The following is a 21,007-nucleotide window of genomic DNA, read 5'->3' on the forward strand; positions in this document are numbered from 1 at the left end:
AAAGGGATCCGCGGGCGGTAACCCTCAGGCCCGCTTGCTGTCGTCGAGGTCCTCGAAATCGGCATCGACGATATCGTCGTCGCCGGAGGCGTTGCCGCCGCCTTCGCCGCCGTCCGAGCCGTCACCGCCGTCCGAACCTTCGGACTGCTGCGCCTTGTAGATCGCCTCGCCCAGTTTCATCGACGCTTCGGTGACGTTCTGGATACCGGAGCGGATCTTCTCCGCGTCTTCCTTCTCCAGTTCGTCCTTGAGCGCAGCGATGGCCAGCTCGATCGCCTCGACAGTCGAGGGGTCGACCTTGTCGCCATGCTCTTCGACCGACTTCTCGGTCGAATGGATGAGGCTTTCGGCCTGGTTGCGGGCGTCGACGAGATCGCGGCGCTTCTTGTCTGCCTCGGCGTTCTCCTCGGCATCCTTGACCATCTGCTCGATGTCGGATTCCGACAGACCGCCGGAGGCCTGGATGGTGATCTTCTGTTCCTTGTTGGTGCCCTTGTCCTTGGCCCCAACGTGGACGATGCCGTTCGCGTCGATGTCGAACGTCACCTCGATCTGCGGCATGCCGCGCGGGGCCGGCGGAATGTCCTCGAGGTTGAACTGGCCGAGCATCTTGTTGTCGGACGCCATCTCGCGCTCACCCTGGAAGACCCGGATGGTCACGGCGTTCTGGTTGTCCTCGGCGGTCGAGAAGATCTGCGACTTCTTGGTCGGGATCGTCGTGTTGCGGTCGATCAGGCGGGTGAACACGCCGCCCAGCGTCTCGATGCCCAGCGACAGCGGGGTCACGTCGAGAAGGACAACGTCCTTCACGTCACCCTGCAGCACGCCGGCCTGGATCGCCGCGCCCATGGCCACGACCTCGTCGGGGTTCACGCCCTTGTGCGGCTCTTTCCCGAAGAACTTGGTGACCTCTTCGATCACCTTCGGCATCCGGGTCTGACCGCCCACGAGCACGACCTCGTCGATATCGTCCGTCGACAGACCCGCATCCTTCAGCGCCGCCTGGCACGGCTTGATGGAGCCCTTGATAAGGTCGCCCACGAGGCTTTCCAGCTTCGCGCGGGTCAGCTTCATCACCATGTGCAGCGGTTGACCGTTGGAGCCCATCGAGATGAACGGCTGGTTGATCTCGGTCTGGGAGGCGGAGGACAGCTCGATCTTCGCCTTCTCGGCCGCTTCCTTGAGACGCTGCAGGGCCATCTTGTCCTGCGTCAGGTCGACCTGGTTCTCTTTCTTGAACTCGTCGGCGAGGTAATTGACGATCCGCATGTCGAAGTCTTCGCCGCCGAGGAACGTGTCCCCGTTCGTCGACTTCACCTCGAACAGGCCGTCGTCGATCTCGAGGATGGTCACGTCGAACGTGCCGCCGCCGAGGTCGTAGACTGCGATGGTCTTGGATTCTTTCTTGTCGAGCCCGTAGGCCAGTGCCGCCGCGGTCGGCTCGTTGATGATGCGCAGGACTTCGAGGCCCGCGATCTTGCCCGCGTCCTTGGTGGCCTGGCGCTGCTGGTCGTTGAAATAGGCCGGGACGGTGATGACCGCCTGCGTGACCTCTTCGCCGAGGTAGCTCTCGGCGGTTTCCTTCATCTTCTGCAGGATGAAGGCGGAAATCTGCGACGGGCTGTACTTCTCGCCCTTGGCTTCGACCCACGCATCGCCGTTGCCGCCGTCGACGATCTCGTACGGCATGTTCTTCTTGTCCTTGGCCAGATCCGGATCGTCCTGACGACGACCGACCAGGCGCTTGACGCCGAAGATGGTGTTGGTGGGGTTGGTGACCGCCTGACGCTTGGCCGGCTGGCCGACGAGCCGTTCGTCGTCGGTGAAGGCGACGATCGACGGCGTGGTGCGTGCGCCTTCGGCGTTCTCGATCACCTTGGACTGGCTGCCGTCCATGATTGCGACGCAGCTGTTCGTGGTGCCGAGGTCAATCCCGATGACTTTGCCCATATCGTTTCGATCCCTTTTTTGACTTCAAGGCGATTCTCCGAGGCTTCGGACCCGTTCCGGCATCCCGCCCCGACTCTGAGGCGGCTGCGGGGCCGATGGCCCGCCTCCGCGTTCGGACGGTATATAAGGAGCGGGTTTTTGGCCTGCAAGCACGCCACCGGCGCAGGTTCCGTCTTTTGTCGGGCAATTTTCGCGTGGCGTTCCGTTTGCGTCCCGCGACGGGGCGGGCGAAATTGCTCGCCATGAGCGTGGCACACGACATTCGCGGTTTCCGGATTCATCCGGAATTCATGGATCGTCCGGCGCAGGTGGCGCTGGTCGAGGCGTTGCGCGACGTGCTGCGCACGGCGCCGCTGGTGCAGCCGGTGACGCCGCGCGGCCGGCCGATGTCGGTGCGCATGTCGGCGGCGGGGCGCTTCGGCTGGATCACCGACCGGCGCGGCTACCGCTACGAGGAGGCGCACCCGAACGGGGCGCCCTGGCCCCCGATCCCGCCCGAAGTGCTGTCGATCTGGCGCGCCGTCGCGCCCGAGGCGCGCGATCCCGAGTGCTGCCTGATCAACTGGTACGGCGAAGGCGCGCGGATGGGCCTGCACCAGGACCGCGACGAGGCAGATTTCCACCAGCCGGTGGTGTCGGTGTCGCTTGGCGACGACGGACTTTTCCGCATGGGCAACGTGGAGCGTGGCGGCAAGACGGCCTCGCTCTGGCTGCGCTCGGGCGACGTGGTGGTGATGGGCGGGGAGGCGCGATTGCGCCATCACGGGGTGGACCGGATCCGCTTCGGCTCTTCCACGCTGCTGCCGGAGGGCGGGCGGATCAACCTGACGCTGCGGGTGGTGACCTGAGCTACTGCGCCACGCCCTGAAGCGCACAGCAGCCCGACAGCGTCCGGTTCACGCTGCCGCTGACGATCATCGTGGCCGACAGCCCGTAGAGCCGGTCCGACATCCCGTCACTGCATTCCTCGACCGAAATCGACAGCGCCAGGTCGCTGCCCGCCGCGCCGCCGACCACCGCGAACCGGTCCGGCCGCCCTTCGCCCGGCCGCACCGGTCCGGTGAGAAACAGCGCCTCCGACTCGGGTTCGGAAAAGTTCGACAGGCCACCGGCGTCGAGGTCGATGTTCCAGAACGGTTCGGTCCCGAAACACATCATGCGCGCGACGTCCGGCAGCGCCGCGCCCGTTTCCTGCCGGGTGAGGAAATCGAGCGAGGCCCAGCCGGCGCGCTCCTCGGTGTTCACGCGGCCCCAGCCGGCCTCGGCGTCGATGGCGGTGACCTCCACGGCGATGGCGTCGGGAGCCAGTTCGCCGATCTTCTCGGCCGCCGCATCGGGCGCGGTGCGGATGTTGAGCACGTCACCCGGCGTGACACCCGTCACATCGTAGAGCGCCGGAAGCGGCGGCGGGCTTACGGGGGCGGCGGGCGCCGCGTCGTCCTGCGCGGCAAGCGGCGCGGCGCACAGGACGGCAAGGCCGGCGAAAAGGGCGAAAAACGGTCTCATGCAGGGATCTTACCCAGCGTCGCCCCAATTCGGCAACGGCTTATTGCGCCGTTCTCAGCGCCTCGCATTCCAGGAGGCGGAGGCATGGCGACGGGTATAGAACTCGATCATCAGCCCGACCATCAGCAGCACGATGGCGACCCAGATGGCGTATTCCCAGCTGGAATTGCGCGGGAAGTAGTTGACGAAGGTGTAGCCGCGCGCCTGGTCGATGGCGTGGAACAGCGGGTTCCAGTCGAAGAGTTGCAGCATCGCCGGCGGCAGCGAATTGGCCACGAACATCTTGCCCGAGGCGATCATGTTGGCGCGCTGGTAGATGGTGGTGACGATGCCCACCGGCACCGGCGCCCAGGGCTTGATGGCCATGAACACCATGCCGATCGCCGCGCCCGAAAACCACGCGATCAGCAGCATCCCGAAGGCCGGCAGCGGCTGGTTGATCTCCGCGATCGCGCCGGGATGAAGAACGGCGTCGTAGACGAACAGGATGACGATCAGACTCAGCACCTGGATATAGAGTGTCGACAGCATCGCCGAGAGGATCGACACAGCCGTGTTCATCGGCGCGTGCTGCATCATCGGCGACGTCGGGCCCTCGGCCCCCGCCACCGCGCCGAGCGTCTTTGTATGCGTGAGGAAAAGGAACACGCCGGTCATGATATAGAGCAGGAAGTCGCCGCGCAGAGACACGCCCCGCAGACCGAGGATCAAGAACATGAAGTAGAAGACGGCGACGAAGATCACCGCCTGCAGGATATTTATGGCGATGGCGATGATCGCGTTGCCGTGCGTTTTGCGCACCGACCGCACGGAAGCGTGGTAGACCACTTCGGCCAGCGTTAACGCCGATCCGGCCCGACTGCGCCGCTCCTTGATGTGAAACATTTGCCCGCCCTGTTCCGCAGTCGCCCGTCTTTCGGTGTCTCTTGGTCGCCACCCTTTACCGGCGCGGCCCGCGCCCTTCCCCGGCGGGCGCTTGCCGCGACGCGGCGTCACCATCATAAGGAGTGCGACGTTTCCGTTCAATGAACCCGCGGAATGCGCCATGGAGAGGGCAAGACTTTGAATTATTCCGATCTGACGCCGGTGCTGCGGCGGCTCGCGCTCGAAGCGGGCGATGCGATCATGGCCATCTACGAGGCCGACGATTTCGATGTGAAGACCAAGTCCGACGAAAGCCCGGTGACAGAGGCCGACGAGGCCGCGGATGCGCTGATCTCTGCCGGGCTGCGCGAGGCCTTCCCGGACATCGCGCTGGTGACAGAGGAACAGGCCGACAGCCACGACCAGGAGGACGCCGACACCTTCCTGATCGTCGATCCGCTCGACGGAACGAAGGAATTCATCAACCGCCGCGGCGATTTCACCGTCAACATCGCGCTCGTCGAGGACGGCGTGCCGACGCGCGGGGTGGTCTACGCGCCCGCCAAGGGGCGGCTTTTCTACACCGACAGCACCGGCCGCACGGTCGAGGAAACCGGCCCCTTCGACAAGAACACGGCCGGCGAGACGACCCCGCTTCACGTGGGCGAACCGGACAACGGGTCCCTGATGGTCGTCGCGTCCAAATCGCACCGCGACGAGGCCACGGACGCCTATATCAACAAGTACAACGTGAAGGACATGACTTCGGCCGGCTCGTCGCTGAAGTTCTGCCTCGTCGCGACCGGAGAGGCGGACATCTATCCGCGCCTGGGCCGCACGATGGAATGGGACACCGCCGCCGGCCACGCGGTGCTGAAAGGCGCGGGCGGCCGCATCGTTCGGTTCGACGACCACACGCCGCTGGTCTACGGCAAGGCCGGTTTCGCCAACCCGTTCTTCATCGCCTACGCCCCGGGCGTGGACCTCAAGGCGCCCTGAGTGCGGTGGACGCGCCCCGCGTCTCCGTCGTCGTCGTCTCCCACGGGCGGCCTCGGGCGCTGTCGCGCTGCCTGATCGGCCTGTCGCAGCTCGACTGGCCGGCAGTCGAAGTCGTGGTCGTCGCATGCGCCGCTGGCTGCGCTGCGGTGCGCGCCCATGCCGCCGGGGCCGAGGTGAAGCTGGTCGAATACAACGCGACCAACATCTCCTCCGCCCGCAATCGCGGTATCGCCGCCGCGGCCGGCGATATCGTCGCCTTCATCGATGACGACGCGGTGCCGGAACCGACATGGCTGCTGCACCTGATCTCCCCGTTCTCCGATACCGAGGTCGCCGGCGCCGGGGGTTTCGTCATCGGGCGCAACGGCATCTCGCTGCAATGGGGCGCACGCAGCGTCGACCGGCGCGGCGCGGCACATCCGCTCCAGTTGAGCGATGACAGGCCGATCCTGCTGCGGGGCAGCGCGGACCGCGCGGTCAAGACAGAGGGCACCAACATGGCCTTCCGCCGCGAGGTGCTGGCCGGGCTTGGCGGGTTCGACCCCGCCTTCCGCTTCTACCTCGACGAAACCGACCTCAACTGGCGTCTGGCGGAGGCCGGACACGCCACCGCGCTGGTGCCGCTGGCACGGGTTCATCACGGCTTTTACGAAAGCGCGCGACGCGCCCGCGACCGCACCCCGCGCGACCTGGCCGAGATCGGCGCCTCCACCGCGGTCTTCCTGCGCAAGCACGCCGATCCGGGCAGCCACGACCGCCACCTTGCCCGGCTCGGGGCCGAGCAGCGCGCACGCCTGATCGCCTTCATGCAGCGCGGCCCGCTCGACGCCGCGGATGTGGCGCGGCTGATGCGCGGGCTGAAGCGCGGCATCGCGGAGGGACGCGACCGAGACATTGCGGCGCTGTCGAACCTGCCGCGCGCCGCGGCCGGGTTCCGCCCCTTTCCGGCGCGTCCAGGGGCCCCGCGCACCGCGCTTTCGGGCCGCCGCATCAGGCCGTTGCGAGAGCGCGCAGCGCAATTGGCGCAAGCCGGCGACGTCGTCACGATCTTCTGCTTCTCACCAACCGCGCTCTACCACAGGATGTATTTCACCGATGCCGGGATATGGGAGCAGCGCGGCGGTCTCTTCGGACGATCGGACCGGGACCAGCCGCTCTTTCGCCCGATGCGACATGCACGCCGCACTCGGCAAGAGGTGGCCCGGCTCGCGCCGGTGCGGCTCTGGTCGCCCGGACAGTCACGCGCATGACGGGAGCGCAGAATTTACAGTAGCCCTTCCCGGGGCTGATATGCGAAACGACACTCACGAAAGCGTGCTGGGGCGCACACTAGGAGTTTGAAATGAAGAATAAGGTAACCAAGGCGATCTTTCCGGTCGCTGGTCTCGGAACACGATTCCTGCCGGCGACCAAGTCCGTTCCCAAGGAGATCATGACCCTCGTCGACCGACCGCTGGTTCAATACGCCATCGACGAGGCGCGGGCCGCCGGCATCAAGGAATTCATCTTCGTGACCTCGCGCGGCAAGGGCGCGCTGGAGGACTATTTCGACCATGCCCCACAACTTGAGCAAGAACTCGTCAAGAAGGGCAAGGACGATCTTCTGGAAATCCTGAAGTCGACCAACATGGAGTCGGGTGAGATCGCCTACACCCGCCAGCACAAGGCGCTCGGCCTCGGCCACGCGGTCTGGTGCGCGCGGCGCCTGATCGGTGACGAGCCCTTCGCGGTGATGCTGCCAGACGACGTGATTTCCGCCGACACGCCCTGCCTTCAGCAGATGACCGAAGCGTACCGGGAATCCGGCGGCAACATGGTCGCCGCGATGGAGGTCCCGCGCGAGAAGACGTCGTCCTACGGCATTCTCGACGTGTCGGAGGACATGGGATCGCTCGTTCAGGTCAAGGGCATGGTCGAGAAGCCCAAGGTGGAGGAGGCGCCCTCCAACCTCGCCGTCATCGGCCGATACATCCTGTCGCCCAAGGTCCTGAAAAACCTCAACGACATGAAGGAAGGCGCCGGTGGAGAGATCCAGCTCACCGACGCCATCGCGCAAGAGATCAACGGCGACGAGGGCGTCTTCGGCCTGCGCTTCAAGGGCCAGCGCTTCGACTGCGGGTCCAAGGCAGGCTTTCTGCAGGCCACCGTCGCCTTCGGCCTGGAGCGCGAGGACCTGCGCGACGACCTGCGGCGCTACCTCTTCGAGGTCGTGTCGGCCGAGAAAGCCGCGGAGTAGAGACCGACATGCGACATGTTCTGGTCACCGGCGGCGCCGGCTATATCGGCGCGCATGCCTGCAAGGCGCTGAAGGCGGCGGGCTACGTGCCCGTCACCTATGACAACCTGTCGACCGGGTGGCGCGCGGCGGTGAAGTACGGCCCGCTGATCGAGGGGGACCTGAGCGACCGCGCCACGCTCGACCGCGCCTTCGCGGAATACGCGCCGGTCGCGGTGATGCACTTCGCCGCGTTCAGCCTCGTCGGGGAGGCGATGGCGCAGCCCGGCCTTTACTGGCGCAACAACGTGATGGGCGCGCTGACGCTGCTGGAGGCGGCGGTGGCGGCGGGCTGCCAGCGCTTCGTGTTCTCGTCGACCTGCGCCACCTACGGCGAGCATGACAACGTCGTTCTGGACGAGGACACACCGCAGCAGCCGCTCAACGCCTACGGCAAGTCCAAGCGCGCGATCGAGGACATGCTGGCCGATTTCGAGGCCGCGCACGGCCTCAAATCGGTGATCTTCCGCTATTTCAACGTCGCCGGCGCCGACCCCGACGCCGAGGTCGGCGAAGCACACCAGCCCGAGACGCATCTTATTCCGGTGATGCTGGAGGCGATCCAGGGCAAGCGCGACGCGCTGACTATCCACGGCACCGATTACGATACGCCCGACGGCACCTGTATCCGCGACTACGTGCATGTCTGCGATCTGGTCGACGCGCATGTCCTCGGCCTGAGCTGGCTGGAAGATGGGCGCGGCAGCCGGGTCTTCAACCTCGGGACCGGGCGCGGTTTCTCGGTGCGCGAGGTGATCGACGCCTCCCGCTCCGTCACCAACCGCGAAGTGCCCTTTAGCGAAGGCCCGCGGCGGGCGGGGGACGCGACGAAGCTCGTCTCCGGCTCCAGCCGCGCGATCGAGGAGCTGGGCTGGACGCCGAAGCGCTCCACCATGGAGCAGATGATCGAGGATGCCTGGCGCTGGCACGGCTCGGGCGGGTTCTCTGGCTGAGCGTCAGCGCCTTCTCGACCTCACCCGCCTCGTGTCGCGCGCGGGGCGGCGTCCGACCGGCGTCGACCGCGTGGAATTGGCCTACCTGCAGCACCTGCCCGCGCCCTGGGCGCTGGTGCGCACCGCGCTCGGCTTCCTGCTGCTCGATCCCGAAGGCGCCGCCGCCGCGCGCACTCTGATCGAAATCGGCACCTGGCCACCGCCCGGGCCTCTCGCCCGGCTCGCCCGGCGCGGCGATCCGGCCCGCGCGGGGCTGGAAGGCGCGCTGCGGCGCCTCGCCATAGGCCGCGCACGCCACTCGGGGCTCGGAGCGTTGCTGCGCCGCCACGTCCCCGGCGGCACCTATGTCAACGTCGGGCACACGGCGCTGGCCGATACGCTGCTTTCGGGGCTGGCCGCGGCGGACATGCGCGTCGCGGTAATGGTCCACGACACGATCCCGCTCGACTGGCCGGACCATCAGCGGCCCGGCGCGTCGGAGCGGTTCGCCGCCTTCCTTGCCCGGGCGGGGCAGAACGCCGACCTCGTCATCGCCAATTCCGCCGCGACGGCGGCCGATATCGCACGGCACCTCGATCACCCGCCCCCCGAGACCGTGGTCGCGCATCTGGGCGTACCGCGCCCAGTTCCCGGCGAGGCTCCGCACGGCCCGTGGACCGGCACCCCTTACGTCGCGACGATCGGCACGATCGAGCCGCGCAAGAATCACGCCTTCCTGCTGGACCTTTGGGAGCGGATGGGCACGACCGCGCCGCCGCTTCTGGTCCTCGGGGCGCGGGGCTGGGAGAACCACGCCACCTTCGCCCGCCTCGACGCGCAGCCGCACCGGGTGCACGAACTGAACGACCTCGGCGACGCGGAGATGTTCGGGCTGCTGCAAGAGAGCGCCGGGCTGCTCTTTCCCAGCCTTGCGGAGGGGTACGGCCTTCCCCTGCTGGAGGCGGCACATCTGAATGTGCCGGTCATCTGCAACGATCTCCGGGTTTTCCGCGAAATTGCCCCGAGTTTCCCAATTTACGCCTCGATTTGCGACGACTATCTCTGGGAACACTCGATAAAAGGGCTCGTCGAGCGGGCCGCAACACGGAACACCGGGACATCGGAGGCGCCGGCGGGCATCGCCCCGCCCGGCTGGAATGACCATTTCCGAACCGTTCTGCCCCGGCTCTGAGGCGCCCGCTGCCGCGCGGGCAGGAAGGGAACGGGCGGACAGGTGGGGCTCTGGCAGTCATACCGGCTACGGTTGCAGCGCAGGCGCTGGCGCGTCCGCGCCTTTCGCAAGCGCCGCGACCTGCACACTGTCGCCAACCGCACCGGGCAGATTCGCCCCTCTGACATCCTGCTGTTCTCCACCGCCCGCAACGAAGGCGTGCGCCTGCCCTATTTCCTGAACTACTACAGGGACATGGGGGTCAATCACTTCCTGATGGTCGACAACGACTCGACCGACGGATCGCGCGACTACCTCGCCGCCCAGCCCGACGTGTCGCTCTGGCACACCGCGAAAAGCTACAAGCGCGCGCGCTTCGGGGTCGACTGGCTGAACTGGCTCCAGATGAAGTACGGCCACGGGCACTGGTGCCTCGTGGTCGACCCCGATGAACTCTTTCTCTACCCGTTCTGCGACACGCGCCCCCTGCGCGCGCTGACCGACTGGCTCGACGCCTCCTCGATCAAGTCGTTCTCGGCGATGCTGCTGGACATGTATCCCAAGGGCCGCATCGACGCGGAGCCCTACCGCCCCGGCCAGGACCCGCTGGAGATCGCGCCCTGGTTCGATGCCGGCAACTATTCGATCAGCCGCAATCCGCGTTTCGGCAACCTGTGGATCCAGGGCGGCCCCCGCGCCCGCGTGTTTTTCCCGAACACGCCCGAACGGGCACCGGCGCTCAACAAGATCCCGCTGGTGAAGTGGGACCGGCGCTATGCCTACGTATCGTCCACGCACATGCTGCTGCCGCGCGGGCTCAACCTCGTCTACGACGAATGGGGGGGCGAGAAGGCGTCGGGTGTGCTCTTGCACACCAAGTTCCTCGACACCTTCACCGCCAAGGCGGAGGAAGAGCTGGAGCGCCGGCAGCATTACGGCGCGTCGAAGGAATACATCGCCTATGCCGAAGGCGTGCGCGAGAACCCCGAGCTGTGGTGCAAGTGGTCCGAAAGATACATCAACTGGCGCCAGCTCGAGATCCTCGGCCTCATGTCCAAGGGCAACTGGGCGTGAGCGTCGGGATCGTCATGCTGATCCACACCGCGTTCGGCCGCGCCGAACAGGTGGCGCGGCACTGGACGCGCGCCAGTTGCCCGGTGGTGATCCACGCCGACAGCGCGGTGCCGCAAAAGGTCTACGACGACTTCGCGGCAGCCCTGTCGGACGATCCGCTGATCCGCTTTTCTCGCCGGCACCGCTGCGACTGGGGCACCTGGGGGCTGGTCGCGGCGACACAGGACGCCGCCGAACTCATGCTCGCCGATTTTCCGAGCGTCCGGCACGTCTACCTTACCTCCGGCTCCTGCCTGCCGCTGCGCCCGGTGGAGGAACTGGTCGCCTACCTGGCGGAGCGTCCGCGCACCGATTTCATCGAAAGCGCGACGACGGCGGAGGTGCCCTGGACGGTCGGCGGGCTCGACGAGGAACGCTTCACCATGCGCTTCCCGTTCTCCTGGCGGAACAGCCGTTCCCTCTTCGACATGTCGGTGGCGATCCAGCGCAGGCTGAACATCCGCCGCCGCATCCCCGAGGGCATCGTGCCGCATATGGGCTCGCAATGGTGGTGCCTGACGCGGCAGACCCTTTCGGCCATCCTGCAGGACCCGAAGCGCCCGATCCACGACCGCTACTTCCGGTCCGTCTGGATCCCGGACGAAAGCTATTTCCAGACGCTCGCGCGACTCTATTCCACGAACATAGAAAGCCGGTCGCTGACGCTGTCGAAATTCGATTTCCAGGGCAAGCCGCACATCTTCTACGACGATCACCTGCAGCTCCTGCGCCGGTCGGACTGTTTCGTCGCGCGCAAGATCTGGCCCCATGCCGAACGGCTTTACGCCGCCTTCCTCGGAGAGGCCGCAGCCAAAAACCGGGCGGAGCCGACCCCCGGCAAGATCGACCGCATCTTCGCCAGGGCGGTGGAGCGGCGCACGCGCGGGCGGCCCGGGCTCTACATGCAGTCGCGGTTCCCGAACCGGGGGTGGGAGAACGGCGTGACCGCCGGCAAGTATTCCGTCTTCCAGGGCTTTGCCGAACTCTTCGAGGATTTCGAGACCTGGCTCGCCCGCACCACCGGCGCGCAGGTGCACGGGCACCTTTTCGCACCGGAGCGGGCAGAGTTCGCCGGCGGGCAGACGCTGATCTCCGGAGCGCTTTCGGACAACGCCAGGCTGCGCGACGCGAACCCGCGGGCCTTCCTGACGAACCTTATCTGGAACACGCGCGGCGAGCGGCAGTGCTTCCAGTTCGGGCCTGCCGACAATGTCCGGATCAACTGGCTCATCGCGCGCGATCCCAATGCGCAAATCTCGGTCATCTCGGGGGCGTGGGCGGTGCCGCTCTTCCGATCCAACGCAGATTTCGCCCTCCTGCGGCGCGAGGCGGCGGCGCTGCAGAAGATCGAGGCGAAGATGCTGGACGAGCTGCGCAGCCCCGACGTGAAGGCGCGCATCCGAACCTGGTCCATGGCGGAGTTCATAGAGGCACCGATGGAGCCCTTGCAGGTCATCCTCGACGAGATCGGCCAGAAGAGCCAGCGCCGGCTGGCCGAACCCCCGCGCATGACCGACCTTACCGGCTTCGGCCAGTTCCTGCAGAACCTCAAGAACGAGGGCATGCACCCCTATCTCATGGGCGACTTTCCGGTCGATCCCGCGCCGCGCCACGGCACGCCGCAGCCGAAGAAACCCTACCTCGTCAAGAAATCCGCCGGCTGACGGCGCGCTGAAGGCCATCCATGACCGACCGCTTCGACTACTTCGTCGTCTTCGCCGAGATGCGCACCGGCTCGAACTTCCTCGAGGCCAACCTCAACGCCTTTCCGTCGCTGACTTGCCACGGCGAGGCGTTCAATCCGCATTTCATCGGCTATCCGAAAAGCGAGGAGATCCTCGGCATTTCGATCGCCGAGCGCGACGCGGCGCCCCAGCGCCTGCTGGCGCAGATCGCGAAGGCGAGCGGGGGCATGGGCGGCTTTCGCTATTTCCACGACCACGACCCGCGGGTGCTGACCCCGATCCTCGATGACCCGCGCGCGGCCAAGATCATTCTGACGCGCAACCCGGTCGACAGCTATGTCAGCTGGAAGATCGCCCAGGCGACCGGCCAGTGGAAGCTGACCAACGTGGCGCGGCGCGAGGCGGCGCAGGCGCGTTTCGATCCGGCCGAGTTCGAACGGCACATGGCCGATCTCCAGGACTTCCAGGTCACGCTTATGCGGGCGCTCCAGCGCAGCGGGCAGACGGCGTTCCATGTCGCCTACGAGGATCTGCAGGACCTCGAGGTGATGAACGGCCTTGCCGCCTGGCTCGGCATTGCCGAGCGGCTGGAGGGGCTGGAGACCTCGCTCAAGCGCCAGAACCCCGAACCGGTCGAGAGCAAGGTGGCCAACTTCCCGCAGATGGAGGCCGCGCTGGCCCGGCTCGACCGGTTCAACCTGTCGCGCACACCGAATTTCGAACCGAGGCGCGGGCCGGTGGTGCCTTCCTACCTCGCCGGTGTGCGCACGCCGCTTCTTTACATGCCGATCCGATCGGGACCCGAGGACGCGGTGGCGCACTGGCTGGCCGCGCTTGATGGCGCGCAGCCGGACGCGCTGGAGAACGGGTTCAGCCAGAAGACTCTGCGCCAGTGGAAATCGGCGCGGCCGGGACACCGCAGCTTCACCGTGCTACGCCACCCGCTTGCGCGGGCGCATGCGGCATTCTGTGGCAAGATCCTTGCCACCGGACCGGGCACCTTCGCGGCGATCCGGCGGATGCTGGGCCGGAAGTACGGGATGGATCTGCCGGACGACCCGGCCGATCCGGGCTATGACGCCGACGCCCACCGCGCGGCGTTCGAGGGCTACCTGCGCTTCGTGAAGGACAATCTGAACGGCCAGACGGCGGTCCGCGTCGATGCGCACTGGGCCAGTCAGACGCAAATTCTGCAGGGCATGGCCGAATTCACCCTCCCCGACATGCTGATCCGCGAGGACGAAATGGCCGCCTACCTGCCAGCGCTGGCGATGCAGGTCGGCCATGCCGACGCGCCGGAGCCCGAACACCGGCCGACCGCCGCGCCGCACGGGCTCGCGCGGATCTACGACGACACGCTCGAGGCGCTCGCGCGCGAGGCTTACGCGCGCGACTACATCATGTTCGGCTTCGACGACTGGGGCTGAGGACTCAGGCCGCCTGCACCGGCGCCAGTTCGGTCAGGATCGTGTAGAGCTTCGCCGGATCGGGGTTGGCGCGCAACTTGGCGCAGAACGCGCCGTCCCGCAGCGTGCGCGAGATCAGCGCCAGCGCCTTGAGGTGATCGACCCCGGCCTCTTCCGGCGCGAAAAGCGCGAAGACCAGGTCGACCGGCTGGCGGTCCACCGCCTCGAACGCGATGGGCCGCTCCAAGAGGATGAAGGCGCCGTGAACCCGGTCGATCCCCGACAGCCGCGCATGCGGCAACGCGACCCCGTGGCCCACACCCGTGGGCCCCAGGCTCTCGCGTTCCATCAGCGCCTCGACCGTGCGGTCGGCCGAGACACCGTGCGCCGCCGCCGCCGTCTCGGCGATGTCGTGCATCAGCCGCTTCTTGCTGGACACGCCTGAGATCACGCGGACAGCCGCGGGGGACAAAAGATCGATCACGTTCATCAGCGCCTGCTCTGTTTCGGGCTTGGTCGTCCCGCTCTGGTCTGACCGGCGGATCTTACGGGTCGATCCAGCCGATATTGCCGTCGTCGCGGCGGTAGACGACGTTCACGCCGTCCTTCTTTTCGTTCCGGAACACCAGCACGGGGGCGCCGGCCAGCTCCATCTGCATCACCGCTTCCCCAACGGACAACGACGGGATCTTCGTCTCCATCTCTGCCACGATGATGGGCTGGAGCGTGTCCGGCTCTGCCGTGTCATCCGCTCCGTCCTCGGTGCCGGCGAGGATATACGAGGATGCGCCCATCAGTTCAACAGGAGTCGTCCGCTCCTTGTGATGATCCTTCAGGCGCCGCTTGTAGCGGCGGAGCTGCTTGTCCATTTTCTCGGCGCAGGCCTCGAACGCGGCATAGATTTCGGTCGCTTTTGCCTTCGCGGTGCAGTTCAGACCGGTGGACAGGTGCACGACCGCCTCGCAGACATGTTCATGCCCGGACTTGGAGAAGATCACGTTGGCGTCGGTCGGGCGCCCGGCATACTTCTCCAGCATCGCCGAAAGCTCGGTCTCGACATGTGTCTGCAGCGCAGCGCCGATGTCGATCTGTTTGCCCGTGATCTGGTAGTGCATGAGGACTCCCCTTTCATTTGTAAGCCCGAGGCGACGCCGCACGTGCCATGGCGGCAACCTGCCGGGTCGCTCGGGTCGGGAAACACGATGCCGCGCCGCAGTCCGCGCCGTTCATTGCCGCGGCCCCGATCGCTCGGGGATGGGAACGGAAGCCTGTGCGAATACGCGACGTCATGGCAGATATTTGAGGCAAGAACCGCGCCCGGTGTCAAACGAATCCCGTGGCCGATTTGTGGAAAAGCGCATACCTCACAGGGGCCCGAAGGCGCCCGTGGCGACGACGCGCCGGCCGCCACCGGCACTGTCGGCAGGCGCGCGCGCAAGGGTCCGAGGGACCGGCGCTTCCGCGCTTTCAAGACCTTGAAAGATCGCCCCCGCGACCGGTCAGCCGAAGCGGAAGCTGTCGCCGAGATAGACGCGGCGCACGTTCTCGTTCCGAACCACCTCTTCCGGCGTGCCGGACATGAGCACCTGGCCGTCATGCAGGATGTAGGCGCGATCGACGATCTCCAGCGTCTCGCGGACGTTGTGGTCGGTGATCAGCACCCCGATGCCGCGCTTCTTGAGGTCGGCCACCAACCCGCGGATGTCGCCGACGCTGATCGGATCGACCCCGGCGAAGGGTTCGTCCAGCAGCAGGTACTTGGGATCGGCGGCAAGGCAGCGCGCGATCTCCACCCGCCGCCGCTCACCACCCGACAGCGCCAGCGCCGGAGCGCGGCGCAGATGCTCTATGGAGAACTCGCTCAGAAGCTCTTCAAGCCGGCGCCGGCGCTTGTGCGCTGTGTCGGTGCTGATCTCCAGGATGGAGGCGATGTTGTCCTGCACCGACAGGCCGCGGAAGATCGACATCTCCTGCGGCAGGTAGCCGATCCCCATCCGCGCGCGGCGGTACATCGGCAGATAGGTCGCATCCTGCCCGTCGATGAGCACCTGCCCGCCCTCGGGGTTCAAGAGACCGGCGATGGCGTAGAAGCTTGTGGTCTTGCCCGACCCGTTGGGTCCGAGCAGCGCCACGACCTCCCCACGGTCGAGCGTGATCGACACGTCGCGGATCACCACCTTCTTGCGGTAGCTCTTGCGCAGGTGCCGTACCTGAAGCCCGGGCGGGCCTTCGGCGACGCTCAGCCGCCCCGGTTCGCCTGCCGGCCGCGCGTCCATGTCACTGCGGCCCGCCGCCTTCGGCGTCCTGCGGCTGCAGTACCGTGCGTACCCGGCCCGCCATCTGCGCGCGCCCGCTGTCGAGATCGACCACCATACGTTCGGAGGTGAGGGCGTTCTCACCCTGGGTCAAGAGCACGCTGCCCGTCATCTCCACCGTTCCGGCGTCGATGTCGTAATCGGCGCGCTCGGCTTCGGCCGCTTCGTCACCCGACACAAGCGTTACGCCGCCCGTCGCCTCCAGCCGCTGGATGCGGCCGGCGCCCTCTCCATAGACGACAAGCACGCGCGGGGCCGACAGGCGCATCTCGCCCTGCCCGATCACCACGCTGCCGGTATAGAGCGCGGTGCCCTCGGACTGGTCGACTTCGAGGTTGTCGGCGCTGATCTCCACCGGAAGGGAACTGTCCTGCCGCATTCCGCCGAAGGCGACGCTGGTGCCCTGGCCCGCGGCCGGCACGGCCGCAAGCAGCGCAGCGGCGAAAGTCAGCACGCGGAACATGGCGAACCCCCTGATGATCTCACGGCTCGTATACCACGTCGACGCCGCCCGTGAAGAGCAGCCTGACATCGCCGGGCCGCGCACCTTCGGACCCGGTTTCCTCGATGCGCAGCCGTCCGGCCTCGATGGTGCCGGCCGGTCCTTCGCCGCGAACCGCGCCGCCGCTTTGCGCCTCGATCCGGGTCATCGCCGCGGTCAGGCTGTCGGTGGTCAGGCGGTAGCCCTGGCTGCTCGTGATCGTGACACCGCCCGACAACTGAACCTCGTCATCGGAATCGCGCAGGCGCGCGTCGGGCGCGGCCAGATCGATGCGACTGCCGTCCTCGAACGCCATGGCAGCTTCCAGCGTCTCGGCACGGATCTGGCCCTCGGCCTCTGGATCGGGGCGTGCGCGTGCCGCAGTCAGCGTCACGCTCGCGCCGGAGTCCGTCGTTCCGGAATAGCGCGGGTCCGTCACCATCTGGGACGCGCGCCCGGCGAGGTCGCGCGCGGTGGCGACCGGGATGTTCGCCGTCGGGTCTGCGTTGCGGGCGAACAGGAAGATGGTCGACAGAAGGCCCAGCGCGACCAGCGGCAGCAGAAGCTTCAGCCAAGACACGATCCGCGAATACGAGCCGGGAGAACGTGCCGCCATCGCTACCTCAGGAATGCGCAAATATGTCAGTGCCCGGCCAACCGGCCAGGTCGAGCCTCGCGCGCATGGGCAGGAAATCGAAACACGCCTGCGCCATCTCCATCCGGCCCTCGCGCTTCAGCATCTCGAAGAGCGCATCACGCAGCCGGTGCAGGTACAGCACATCGGACGCGGCGTAATCGAGTTGCGCCTCGCTCAGTACCGGCGCGCCCCAGTCGGAGCTTTGCTGTTGCTTGGAGATGTCGACACCGATGAGTTCCTGAAGCAGCGCCTTCAGCCCGTGGCGGTCGGTATAGGTGCGCACGAGGCGGCTGGCGATCTTGGTGCAGGCCACCGGCGCGGTCAGCGCCCCGAAGGTGTGATAGAGCACCGCGATATCGAACCGTCCGAAATGGAAGAGCTTCAGCACCGCCGGATCGGTCAGCAGCCGCTCGAGGTTGGGCGCCGCGGTCTGGCCCCTGGCGATCTGCACCATGTGCGCATCGCCGTCGCCGCCCGAGAGCTGCACCACGCACAGCCGGTCGCGGTGCGGGTCGAGCCCCATCGTTTCGCAATCGATCGCCACCTCTGGCCCGAGATCGAGATCGTCGGGCAGATCGCCCTTGTGCAGATGGTTCGCCATGTCGCCCCCGAGGCCGTGTTCCGGTGCTGCGTCCGGGGCACATAGACAGGCCGGTGGTTTGTGGCAAGGCAGGCGCTTGCGGGGCCGGTGCGGAAATGCGGCGCAACGCGCCACGATTCACCCCCCGAAAGCGTCCCGATTCGGTAGAAATGTGGCGCCCTGCGCTCGGCCCTCGCCCGTTCAAGTCCCAAAAAATGCCCCTTTGAAACATTTGCGGCAGATCGCGCACAGCCCTGGCGTGTCCTTGCCGGGCTCGACGGCCCGGGCACAGGGACGCTGCTGTCATCACCAGAGACAGCGCAGACCGCCGCCGCGGGCCGGGGAAACTGTTTCCGCCATACGCACAAATCGGCACGCACCACACCCCGCGCCACCCAGGACCATCGACCTGATCGGGACAATACATGCATTTTCGTCGCATATTCCCGTGTGCGCCGTCAGCCCGCTCCGGCACCGCAGCTCATTGTTTCCATCCAAGCGAAACCTGCGGGGATCACGGCGCCTGCGCTTCGCTGCGCTCCACCGCCTCGCGAGCCGCGAATGCCGCCGCACCTCAACGCCGAGACCGTGGGCACAAATGCAAGCAGAAGGTGTAACTTCGTGAGCCAAGTTGACTAAATTACGCCATATTTGCACAAAGCCATCATCGAGCGGTGAACCACAAAAAAGACGCAATGGACTTCACGGCACTCAGGGGGCTGGTGCCTTTCTTGTTTGGAGTGGGTGCGGACAGGACCTGACGCAAAGGCACATCAGAGCCTGAGGGCTTCATGACTTCGCGACGCCGAACGGCCTCCGGCCGCCCGCCGCATGACCTGCGGCGAACGGAGAGCTGCGGCCTCGGCCAGCCTGCGACACGGGACCACGGCGCGCCTGCCCCTGCTGCCTCTGGAGGGCGGATCCGTGACGTTACAATTCAGACCGCAGAACGCGGTCACCGCAGATTTCGACCCGCTGATCGCCGACGTTCTGGCCCCAGCGCCGTCGACATTCTTCTATCGCGACGCGCTGAAACGCGCGCTGGACATCGCGCTGGTGCTGCTCGCCGCGCTGCCGGTGCTCCTGGTTCTTCTGCCGATCTGCGCGATCATCATGCTGGACGGTGCATCGCCGTTCTACCGGCAGAAGCGTCTCGGCCAGAACGGCCGGGTCTTCCGCATGTGGAAGCTGCGCAGCATGGTCGTCGATGCCGACAGCAAGCTCGAGAGCTATCTCGATGCCAACCCGGCTGCGCGGCTTGAATGGACCGTGGCGCAGAAGCTGCGGCACGACCCCCGGATCACGCGGATCGGCCGGGTCATCCGAAAGACCTCTCTCGACGAGCTGCCGCAACTGTGGAACGTGTTGCGGGGGGACATGTCGCTGGTGGGGCCGCGACCGATGATGGAAAACCAGCGGGAGATCTATCCCGGCACCGCCTACTACGCCCTTCGCCCCGGTATCACCGGGTACTGGCAGACCTCCTCGCGCAACGAGTCGAGCTTTGCCGAGCGTGCCGGCTTCGATCACGCCTATCTGCGCGACGTGTCCTTCGGCACCGACCTGTCGGTGCTGCTGCGGACGGTGCGCGTCGTCATCGTCGGCACCGGCTGCTGAGTCCCGGCCCCGCGCGCGCCGGTCAGGTCCGGCGCGCCTCCGCCTCGCGGCGCAGGTCGCTCATCAGCGTATCGATCAGCCGGGCGCCGGTCTCGTCGTTGAGCCGGCCGTCCTCCGTCCATTTCTGCGCGGTCTGACGCACGAAGACCTCGGGCCCCGGTAGCAGCCGCGGCCGGAACGGGTTGAGGCAGAGCCGCGCCATGTTCTGCGCCCGCTCGCCACCGGCCATGCCGGCCGCCGCCGACATCAGTGCCACCGGCGTGTCGCGCCACGGATTGCCCTCCGTCCGACTGATCCACTCCAGCGCATTCTTCAGCACCGCCGACATCCCCTTGTTGTATTCCGGCGTGCAGACGATCACCGCGTCCGCCTGCCCCACCAGGTCCGCCAACGCCTGCACCTTCGGCGGGATGCCCTCCGCCTCCACGTCTCCGTCATAGAGCGGCAGGTCGAGGTCCGCGACCTCGAACCGCGCGGGGCCGAAGCGGCGCGCGGCCTCATGCATCAGCATCCGGTTCGTAGAGGCCGCGCGCAGTGCGCCGCAGAGGCCCACAAGGGTCAGATCGGTCATGCGAAGTCGTCTCCCGCCGTGATGTCGTTCGGTGCGGGACATGGCCCGGAGGCACGCCGCTTCAAGGTGCGGCGACGCAGACGAAAAACGCCGCGGCCCCGGGCCGCGGCGTTCGTTTCCGTATCGGTGGCGGACGCGATCAGGCGTTCGGCAGGACCACGATCTCCACACGGCGGTTCTGCTGCCGGCCCTCGGGCGTGAGGTTGGAGGCGACGGGCTGATCCTCGCCGCGGCCGATGGCGCGCACGCGGCTCGAGGACACACCGTTGGCGATCAGAATTCCCGACACGGCCTGCGCGCGACGCTGCGACAGTTCGTAGTTGTACGACGCATCGCCGGTATTGTCGGTGTGGCCGATGACCTGCACGGTCTGGTTCGGGTACTGCGACAGGTTGCCGGCCACGGCGCGCAGGTCGCCCTGGATCGACGGCGAAACCTGGGCGCTGTCGGTGGCGAACAGGATGTTCTGCGGCAGCGTCACGACCAGCCGGTCGCCGGTGTTGCGCACGTCGATCTGGCTGTTGCCGACCGAGTTGCGCAGTTCCGCCGCCTGCTTGTCGAGTTCGTTGCCGACTAGCGCGCCGGCACCGCCGCCGATGACAGCGCCTGCGGCCGCGTTGCGGCGGCGTTCCTCGGGATCGTTGCCCATCAGGGCGCCCGCGGCGGCACCGACGCCGGCGCCGATCAGCGCGCCCGACTGGGTGTTGCGGCGCGGGTTGTTCGGGTCGTTCAGCCCGCCCGTTTCGGTACAGGCCGCCACGGCGAGCAGCGCTGCCGATGCGAAGAGAATGGGTCTGGCTCGGAACATGGGATGTGCCTCGTTCTGTTATCGCGTCACCCGCGAACCGGCGGGATCGCCCATCTTTATAGAGACCGGGCGTTTGTCATGCGATGACAACCGCCAA

The 21,007-nt window shown here is 66.9% G+C and carries 21 protein-coding genes; 10 read left to right on the forward strand and 11 right to left on the reverse strand.

The genetic code is table 11. The annotated features are described in order from the left end of the window. Window positions 1-24 precede the first annotated feature (24 nt). Window positions 25-1,950: a molecular chaperone DnaK gene (gene dnaK / locus F3H57_RS16140; RefSeq protein ID WP_149756957.1), complete on the reverse strand. Its 1,926-nt coding sequence runs from the start codon at window positions 1,948-1,950 to the stop codon at window positions 25-27. Between the two features lie 242 nt (window positions 1,951-2,192). Here dnaK and F3H57_RS16145 point away from each other — a divergent pair, with 242 nt between their 5' ends. Then, a complete protein-coding gene (locus tag F3H57_RS16145; protein ID WP_149756958.1) occupies window positions 2,193-2,798 on the forward strand; it encodes an alpha-ketoglutarate-dependent dioxygenase AlkB family protein in 606 nt (201 codons plus the stop codon). Window position 2,799: 1 nt separating this feature from the next. Here the strand turns inward: F3H57_RS16145 and F3H57_RS16150 are convergent, their stop codons facing one another. Continuing rightward, window positions 2,800-3,456, reverse strand: coding sequence for a COG3650 family protein (locus F3H57_RS16150; RefSeq protein WP_149756959.1), 657 nt, complete (start codon window positions 3,454-3,456; stop codon window positions 2,800-2,802). Between the two features lie 54 nt (window positions 3,457-3,510). Then, a complete protein-coding gene (locus tag F3H57_RS16155; RefSeq protein ID WP_149756960.1) occupies window positions 3,511-4,341 on the reverse strand; it encodes an ABC transporter permease in 831 nt (276 codons plus the stop codon). Window positions 4,342-4,494: 153 nt separating this feature from the next. Between F3H57_RS16155 and cysQ the strand changes: the two genes are divergently transcribed. The 8 genes from cysQ to F3H57_RS16195 all read left to right on the forward strand — a co-directional run bounded on the left by cysQ (window position 4,495) and on the right by F3H57_RS16195 (window position 13,922). After that, window positions 4,495-5,319 carry a 3'(2'),5'-bisphosphate nucleotidase CysQ gene (cysQ, locus tag F3H57_RS16160; protein WP_149756961.1) on the forward strand — a complete coding sequence of 275 codons (825 nt, stop codon included), beginning with the start codon at window positions 4,495-4,497 and terminating at the stop codon, window positions 5,317-5,319. Window positions 5,320-5,324: 5 nt separating this feature from the next. Further along, window positions 5,325-6,569 carry a glycosyltransferase family 2 protein gene (locus F3H57_RS16165; protein ID WP_149756962.1) on the forward strand — a complete coding sequence of 415 codons (1,245 nt, stop codon included), beginning with the start codon at window positions 5,325-5,327 and terminating at the stop codon, window positions 6,567-6,569. A gap of 92 nt (window positions 6,570-6,661) precedes the next feature. Beyond that, on the forward strand, window positions 6,662-7,555 hold the full coding sequence (gene galU, locus F3H57_RS16170; RefSeq protein WP_149756963.1) for a UTP--glucose-1-phosphate uridylyltransferase GalU: 894 nt from the start codon (window positions 6,662-6,664) through the stop codon (window positions 7,553-7,555). 8 nt (window positions 7,556-7,563) lie between these two features. After that, window positions 7,564-8,547: a UDP-glucose 4-epimerase GalE gene (galE, locus tag F3H57_RS16175; protein ID WP_149756964.1), complete on the forward strand. Its 984-nt coding sequence runs from the start codon at window positions 7,564-7,566 to the stop codon at window positions 8,545-8,547. After that, window positions 8,507-9,718 carry a glycosyltransferase family 4 protein gene (locus tag F3H57_RS16180; protein ID WP_149756965.1) on the forward strand — a complete coding sequence of 404 codons (1,212 nt, stop codon included), beginning with the start codon at window positions 8,507-8,509 and terminating at the stop codon, window positions 9,716-9,718. Before galE ends, F3H57_RS16180 begins: the two co-directional genes overlap by 41 nt. Before the next feature lie 42 nt (window positions 9,719-9,760). Next, window positions 9,761-10,771, forward strand: a complete 1,011-nt coding sequence (locus tag F3H57_RS16185; protein WP_149756966.1) for a glycosyltransferase family 2 protein — start codon at window positions 9,761-9,763, stop codon at window positions 10,769-10,771. Next, window positions 10,768-12,474, forward strand: coding sequence for a DUF5927 domain-containing protein (locus F3H57_RS16190; protein ID WP_149756967.1), 1,707 nt, complete (start codon window positions 10,768-10,770; stop codon window positions 12,472-12,474). Before F3H57_RS16185 ends, F3H57_RS16190 begins: the two co-directional genes overlap by 4 nt. Window positions 12,475-12,494: 20 nt before the next feature. Further along, complete coding sequence (locus F3H57_RS16195) at window positions 12,495-13,922, forward strand: sulfotransferase family 2 domain-containing protein (RefSeq protein WP_149756968.1); 1,428 nt, start codon at window positions 12,495-12,497, stop codon at window positions 13,920-13,922. 4 nt (window positions 13,923-13,926) lie between these two features. Here F3H57_RS16195 and F3H57_RS16200 read toward each other — a convergent pair whose 3' ends face one another. From F3H57_RS16200 to F3H57_RS16225, 6 genes are all read right to left on the reverse strand, one after another. Further along, a complete protein-coding gene (locus F3H57_RS16200) occupies window positions 13,927-14,391 on the reverse strand; it encodes a PTS sugar transporter subunit IIA (RefSeq protein ID WP_149756969.1) in 465 nt (154 codons plus the stop codon). 55 nt (window positions 14,392-14,446) lie between these two features. Continuing rightward, a complete protein-coding gene (gene hpf, locus F3H57_RS16205) occupies window positions 14,447-15,016 on the reverse strand; it encodes a ribosome hibernation-promoting factor, HPF/YfiA family (RefSeq protein ID WP_149756970.1) in 570 nt (189 codons plus the stop codon). Window positions 15,017-15,400: 384 nt separating this feature from the next. Then, complete coding sequence (gene lptB, locus F3H57_RS16210; protein WP_149756971.1) at window positions 15,401-16,177, reverse strand: LPS export ABC transporter ATP-binding protein; 777 nt, start codon at window positions 16,175-16,177, stop codon at window positions 15,401-15,403. 1 nt (window position 16,178) lies between these two features. Then, window positions 16,179-16,679, reverse strand: coding sequence for a lipopolysaccharide transport periplasmic protein LptA (gene lptA / locus F3H57_RS16215; protein WP_149756972.1), 501 nt, complete (start codon window positions 16,677-16,679; stop codon window positions 16,179-16,181). A 19-nt stretch (window positions 16,680-16,698) separates the two neighbouring features. Continuing rightward, a complete protein-coding gene (gene lptC / locus F3H57_RS16220; RefSeq protein WP_149756973.1) occupies window positions 16,699-17,313 on the reverse strand; it encodes an LPS export ABC transporter periplasmic protein LptC in 615 nt (204 codons plus the stop codon). 7 nt (window positions 17,314-17,320) lie between these two features. Continuing rightward, window positions 17,321-17,935 (reverse strand): ribonuclease D, encoded by a 615-nt coding sequence (locus F3H57_RS16225; protein WP_149756974.1) that lies wholly within the window; start codon window positions 17,933-17,935, stop codon window positions 17,321-17,323. Between the two features lie 903 nt (window positions 17,936-18,838). Here F3H57_RS16225 and F3H57_RS16230 point away from each other — a divergent pair. Next, a complete protein-coding gene (locus tag F3H57_RS16230; protein ID WP_394349839.1) occupies window positions 18,839-19,531 on the forward strand; it encodes a sugar transferase in 693 nt (230 codons plus the stop codon). A 22-nt stretch (window positions 19,532-19,553) separates the two neighbouring features. Here the strand turns inward: F3H57_RS16230 and F3H57_RS16235 are convergent, their stop codons facing one another. Beyond that, window positions 19,554-20,102: an NADPH-dependent FMN reductase gene (locus F3H57_RS16235; RefSeq protein WP_149756976.1), complete on the reverse strand. Its 549-nt coding sequence runs from the start codon at window positions 20,100-20,102 to the stop codon at window positions 19,554-19,556. 139 nt (window positions 20,103-20,241) lie between these two features. Continuing rightward, a complete protein-coding gene (locus F3H57_RS16240) occupies window positions 20,242-20,910 on the reverse strand; it encodes an OmpA family protein (RefSeq protein ID WP_149756977.1) in 669 nt (222 codons plus the stop codon). Window positions 20,911-21,007 lie beyond the last annotated feature (97 nt).

The organism is Roseivivax sediminis (assembly GCF_900112685.1).
GTDB lineage: Bacteria > Pseudomonadota > Alphaproteobacteria > Rhodobacterales > Rhodobacteraceae > Roseivivax > Roseivivax sediminis.

Bases quoted from the DNA above. Each gene is read 5' to 3' on its own strand.
- dnaK (WP_149756957.1), bottom strand. From the start codon at position 1,950: ATGGGCAAAGTCATCGGGATTGACCTCGGCACCACGAACAGCTGCGTC.
- F3H57_RS16145 (WP_149756958.1), top strand. From the start codon at position 2,193: ATGAGCGTGGCACACGACATTCGCGGTTTCCGGATTCATCCGGAATTC.
- F3H57_RS16150 (WP_149756959.1), bottom strand. From the start codon at position 3,456: ATGAGACCGTTTTTCGCCCTTTTCGCCGGCCTTGCCGTCCTGTGCGCC.
- F3H57_RS16155 (WP_149756960.1), bottom strand. From the start codon at position 4,341: ATGTTTCACATCAAGGAGCGGCGCAGTCGGGCCGGATCGGCGTTAACG.
- cysQ (WP_149756961.1), top strand. From the start codon at position 4,495: ATGCGCCATGGAGAGGGCAAGACTTTGAATTATTCCGATCTGACGCCG.
- galU (WP_149756963.1), top strand. From the start codon at position 6,662: ATGAAGAATAAGGTAACCAAGGCGATCTTTCCGGTCGCTGGTCTCGGA.
- galE (WP_149756964.1), top strand. From the start codon at position 7,564: ATGCGACATGTTCTGGTCACCGGCGGCGCCGGCTATATCGGCGCGCAT.
- F3H57_RS16180 (WP_149756965.1), top strand. From the start codon at position 8,507: ATGCCTGGCGCTGGCACGGCTCGGGCGGGTTCTCTGGCTGAGCGTCAG.
- F3H57_RS16195 (WP_149756968.1), top strand. From the start codon at position 12,495: ATGACCGACCGCTTCGACTACTTCGTCGTCTTCGCCGAGATGCGCACC.
- F3H57_RS16200 (WP_149756969.1), bottom strand. From the start codon at position 14,391: ATGAACGTGATCGATCTTTTGTCCCCCGCGGCTGTCCGCGTGATCTCA.
- hpf (WP_149756970.1), bottom strand. From the start codon at position 15,016: ATGCACTACCAGATCACGGGCAAACAGATCGACATCGGCGCTGCGCTG.
- lptB (WP_149756971.1), bottom strand. From the start codon at position 16,177: ATGGACGCGCGGCCGGCAGGCGAACCGGGGCGGCTGAGCGTCGCCGAA.
- lptA (WP_149756972.1), bottom strand. From the start codon at position 16,679: ATGTTCCGCGTGCTGACTTTCGCCGCTGCGCTGCTTGCGGCCGTGCCG.
- lptC (WP_149756973.1), bottom strand. From the start codon at position 17,313: ATGGCGGCACGTTCTCCCGGCTCGTATTCGCGGATCGTGTCTTGGCTG.
- F3H57_RS16225 (WP_149756974.1), bottom strand. From the start codon at position 17,935: ATGGCGAACCATCTGCACAAGGGCGATCTGCCCGACGATCTCGATCTC.
- F3H57_RS16235 (WP_149756976.1), bottom strand. From the start codon at position 20,102: ATGACCGATCTGACCCTTGTGGGCCTCTGCGGCGCACTGCGCGCGGCC.
- F3H57_RS16240 (WP_149756977.1), bottom strand. From the start codon at position 20,910: ATGTTCCGAGCCAGACCCATTCTCTTCGCATCGGCAGCGCTGCTCGCC.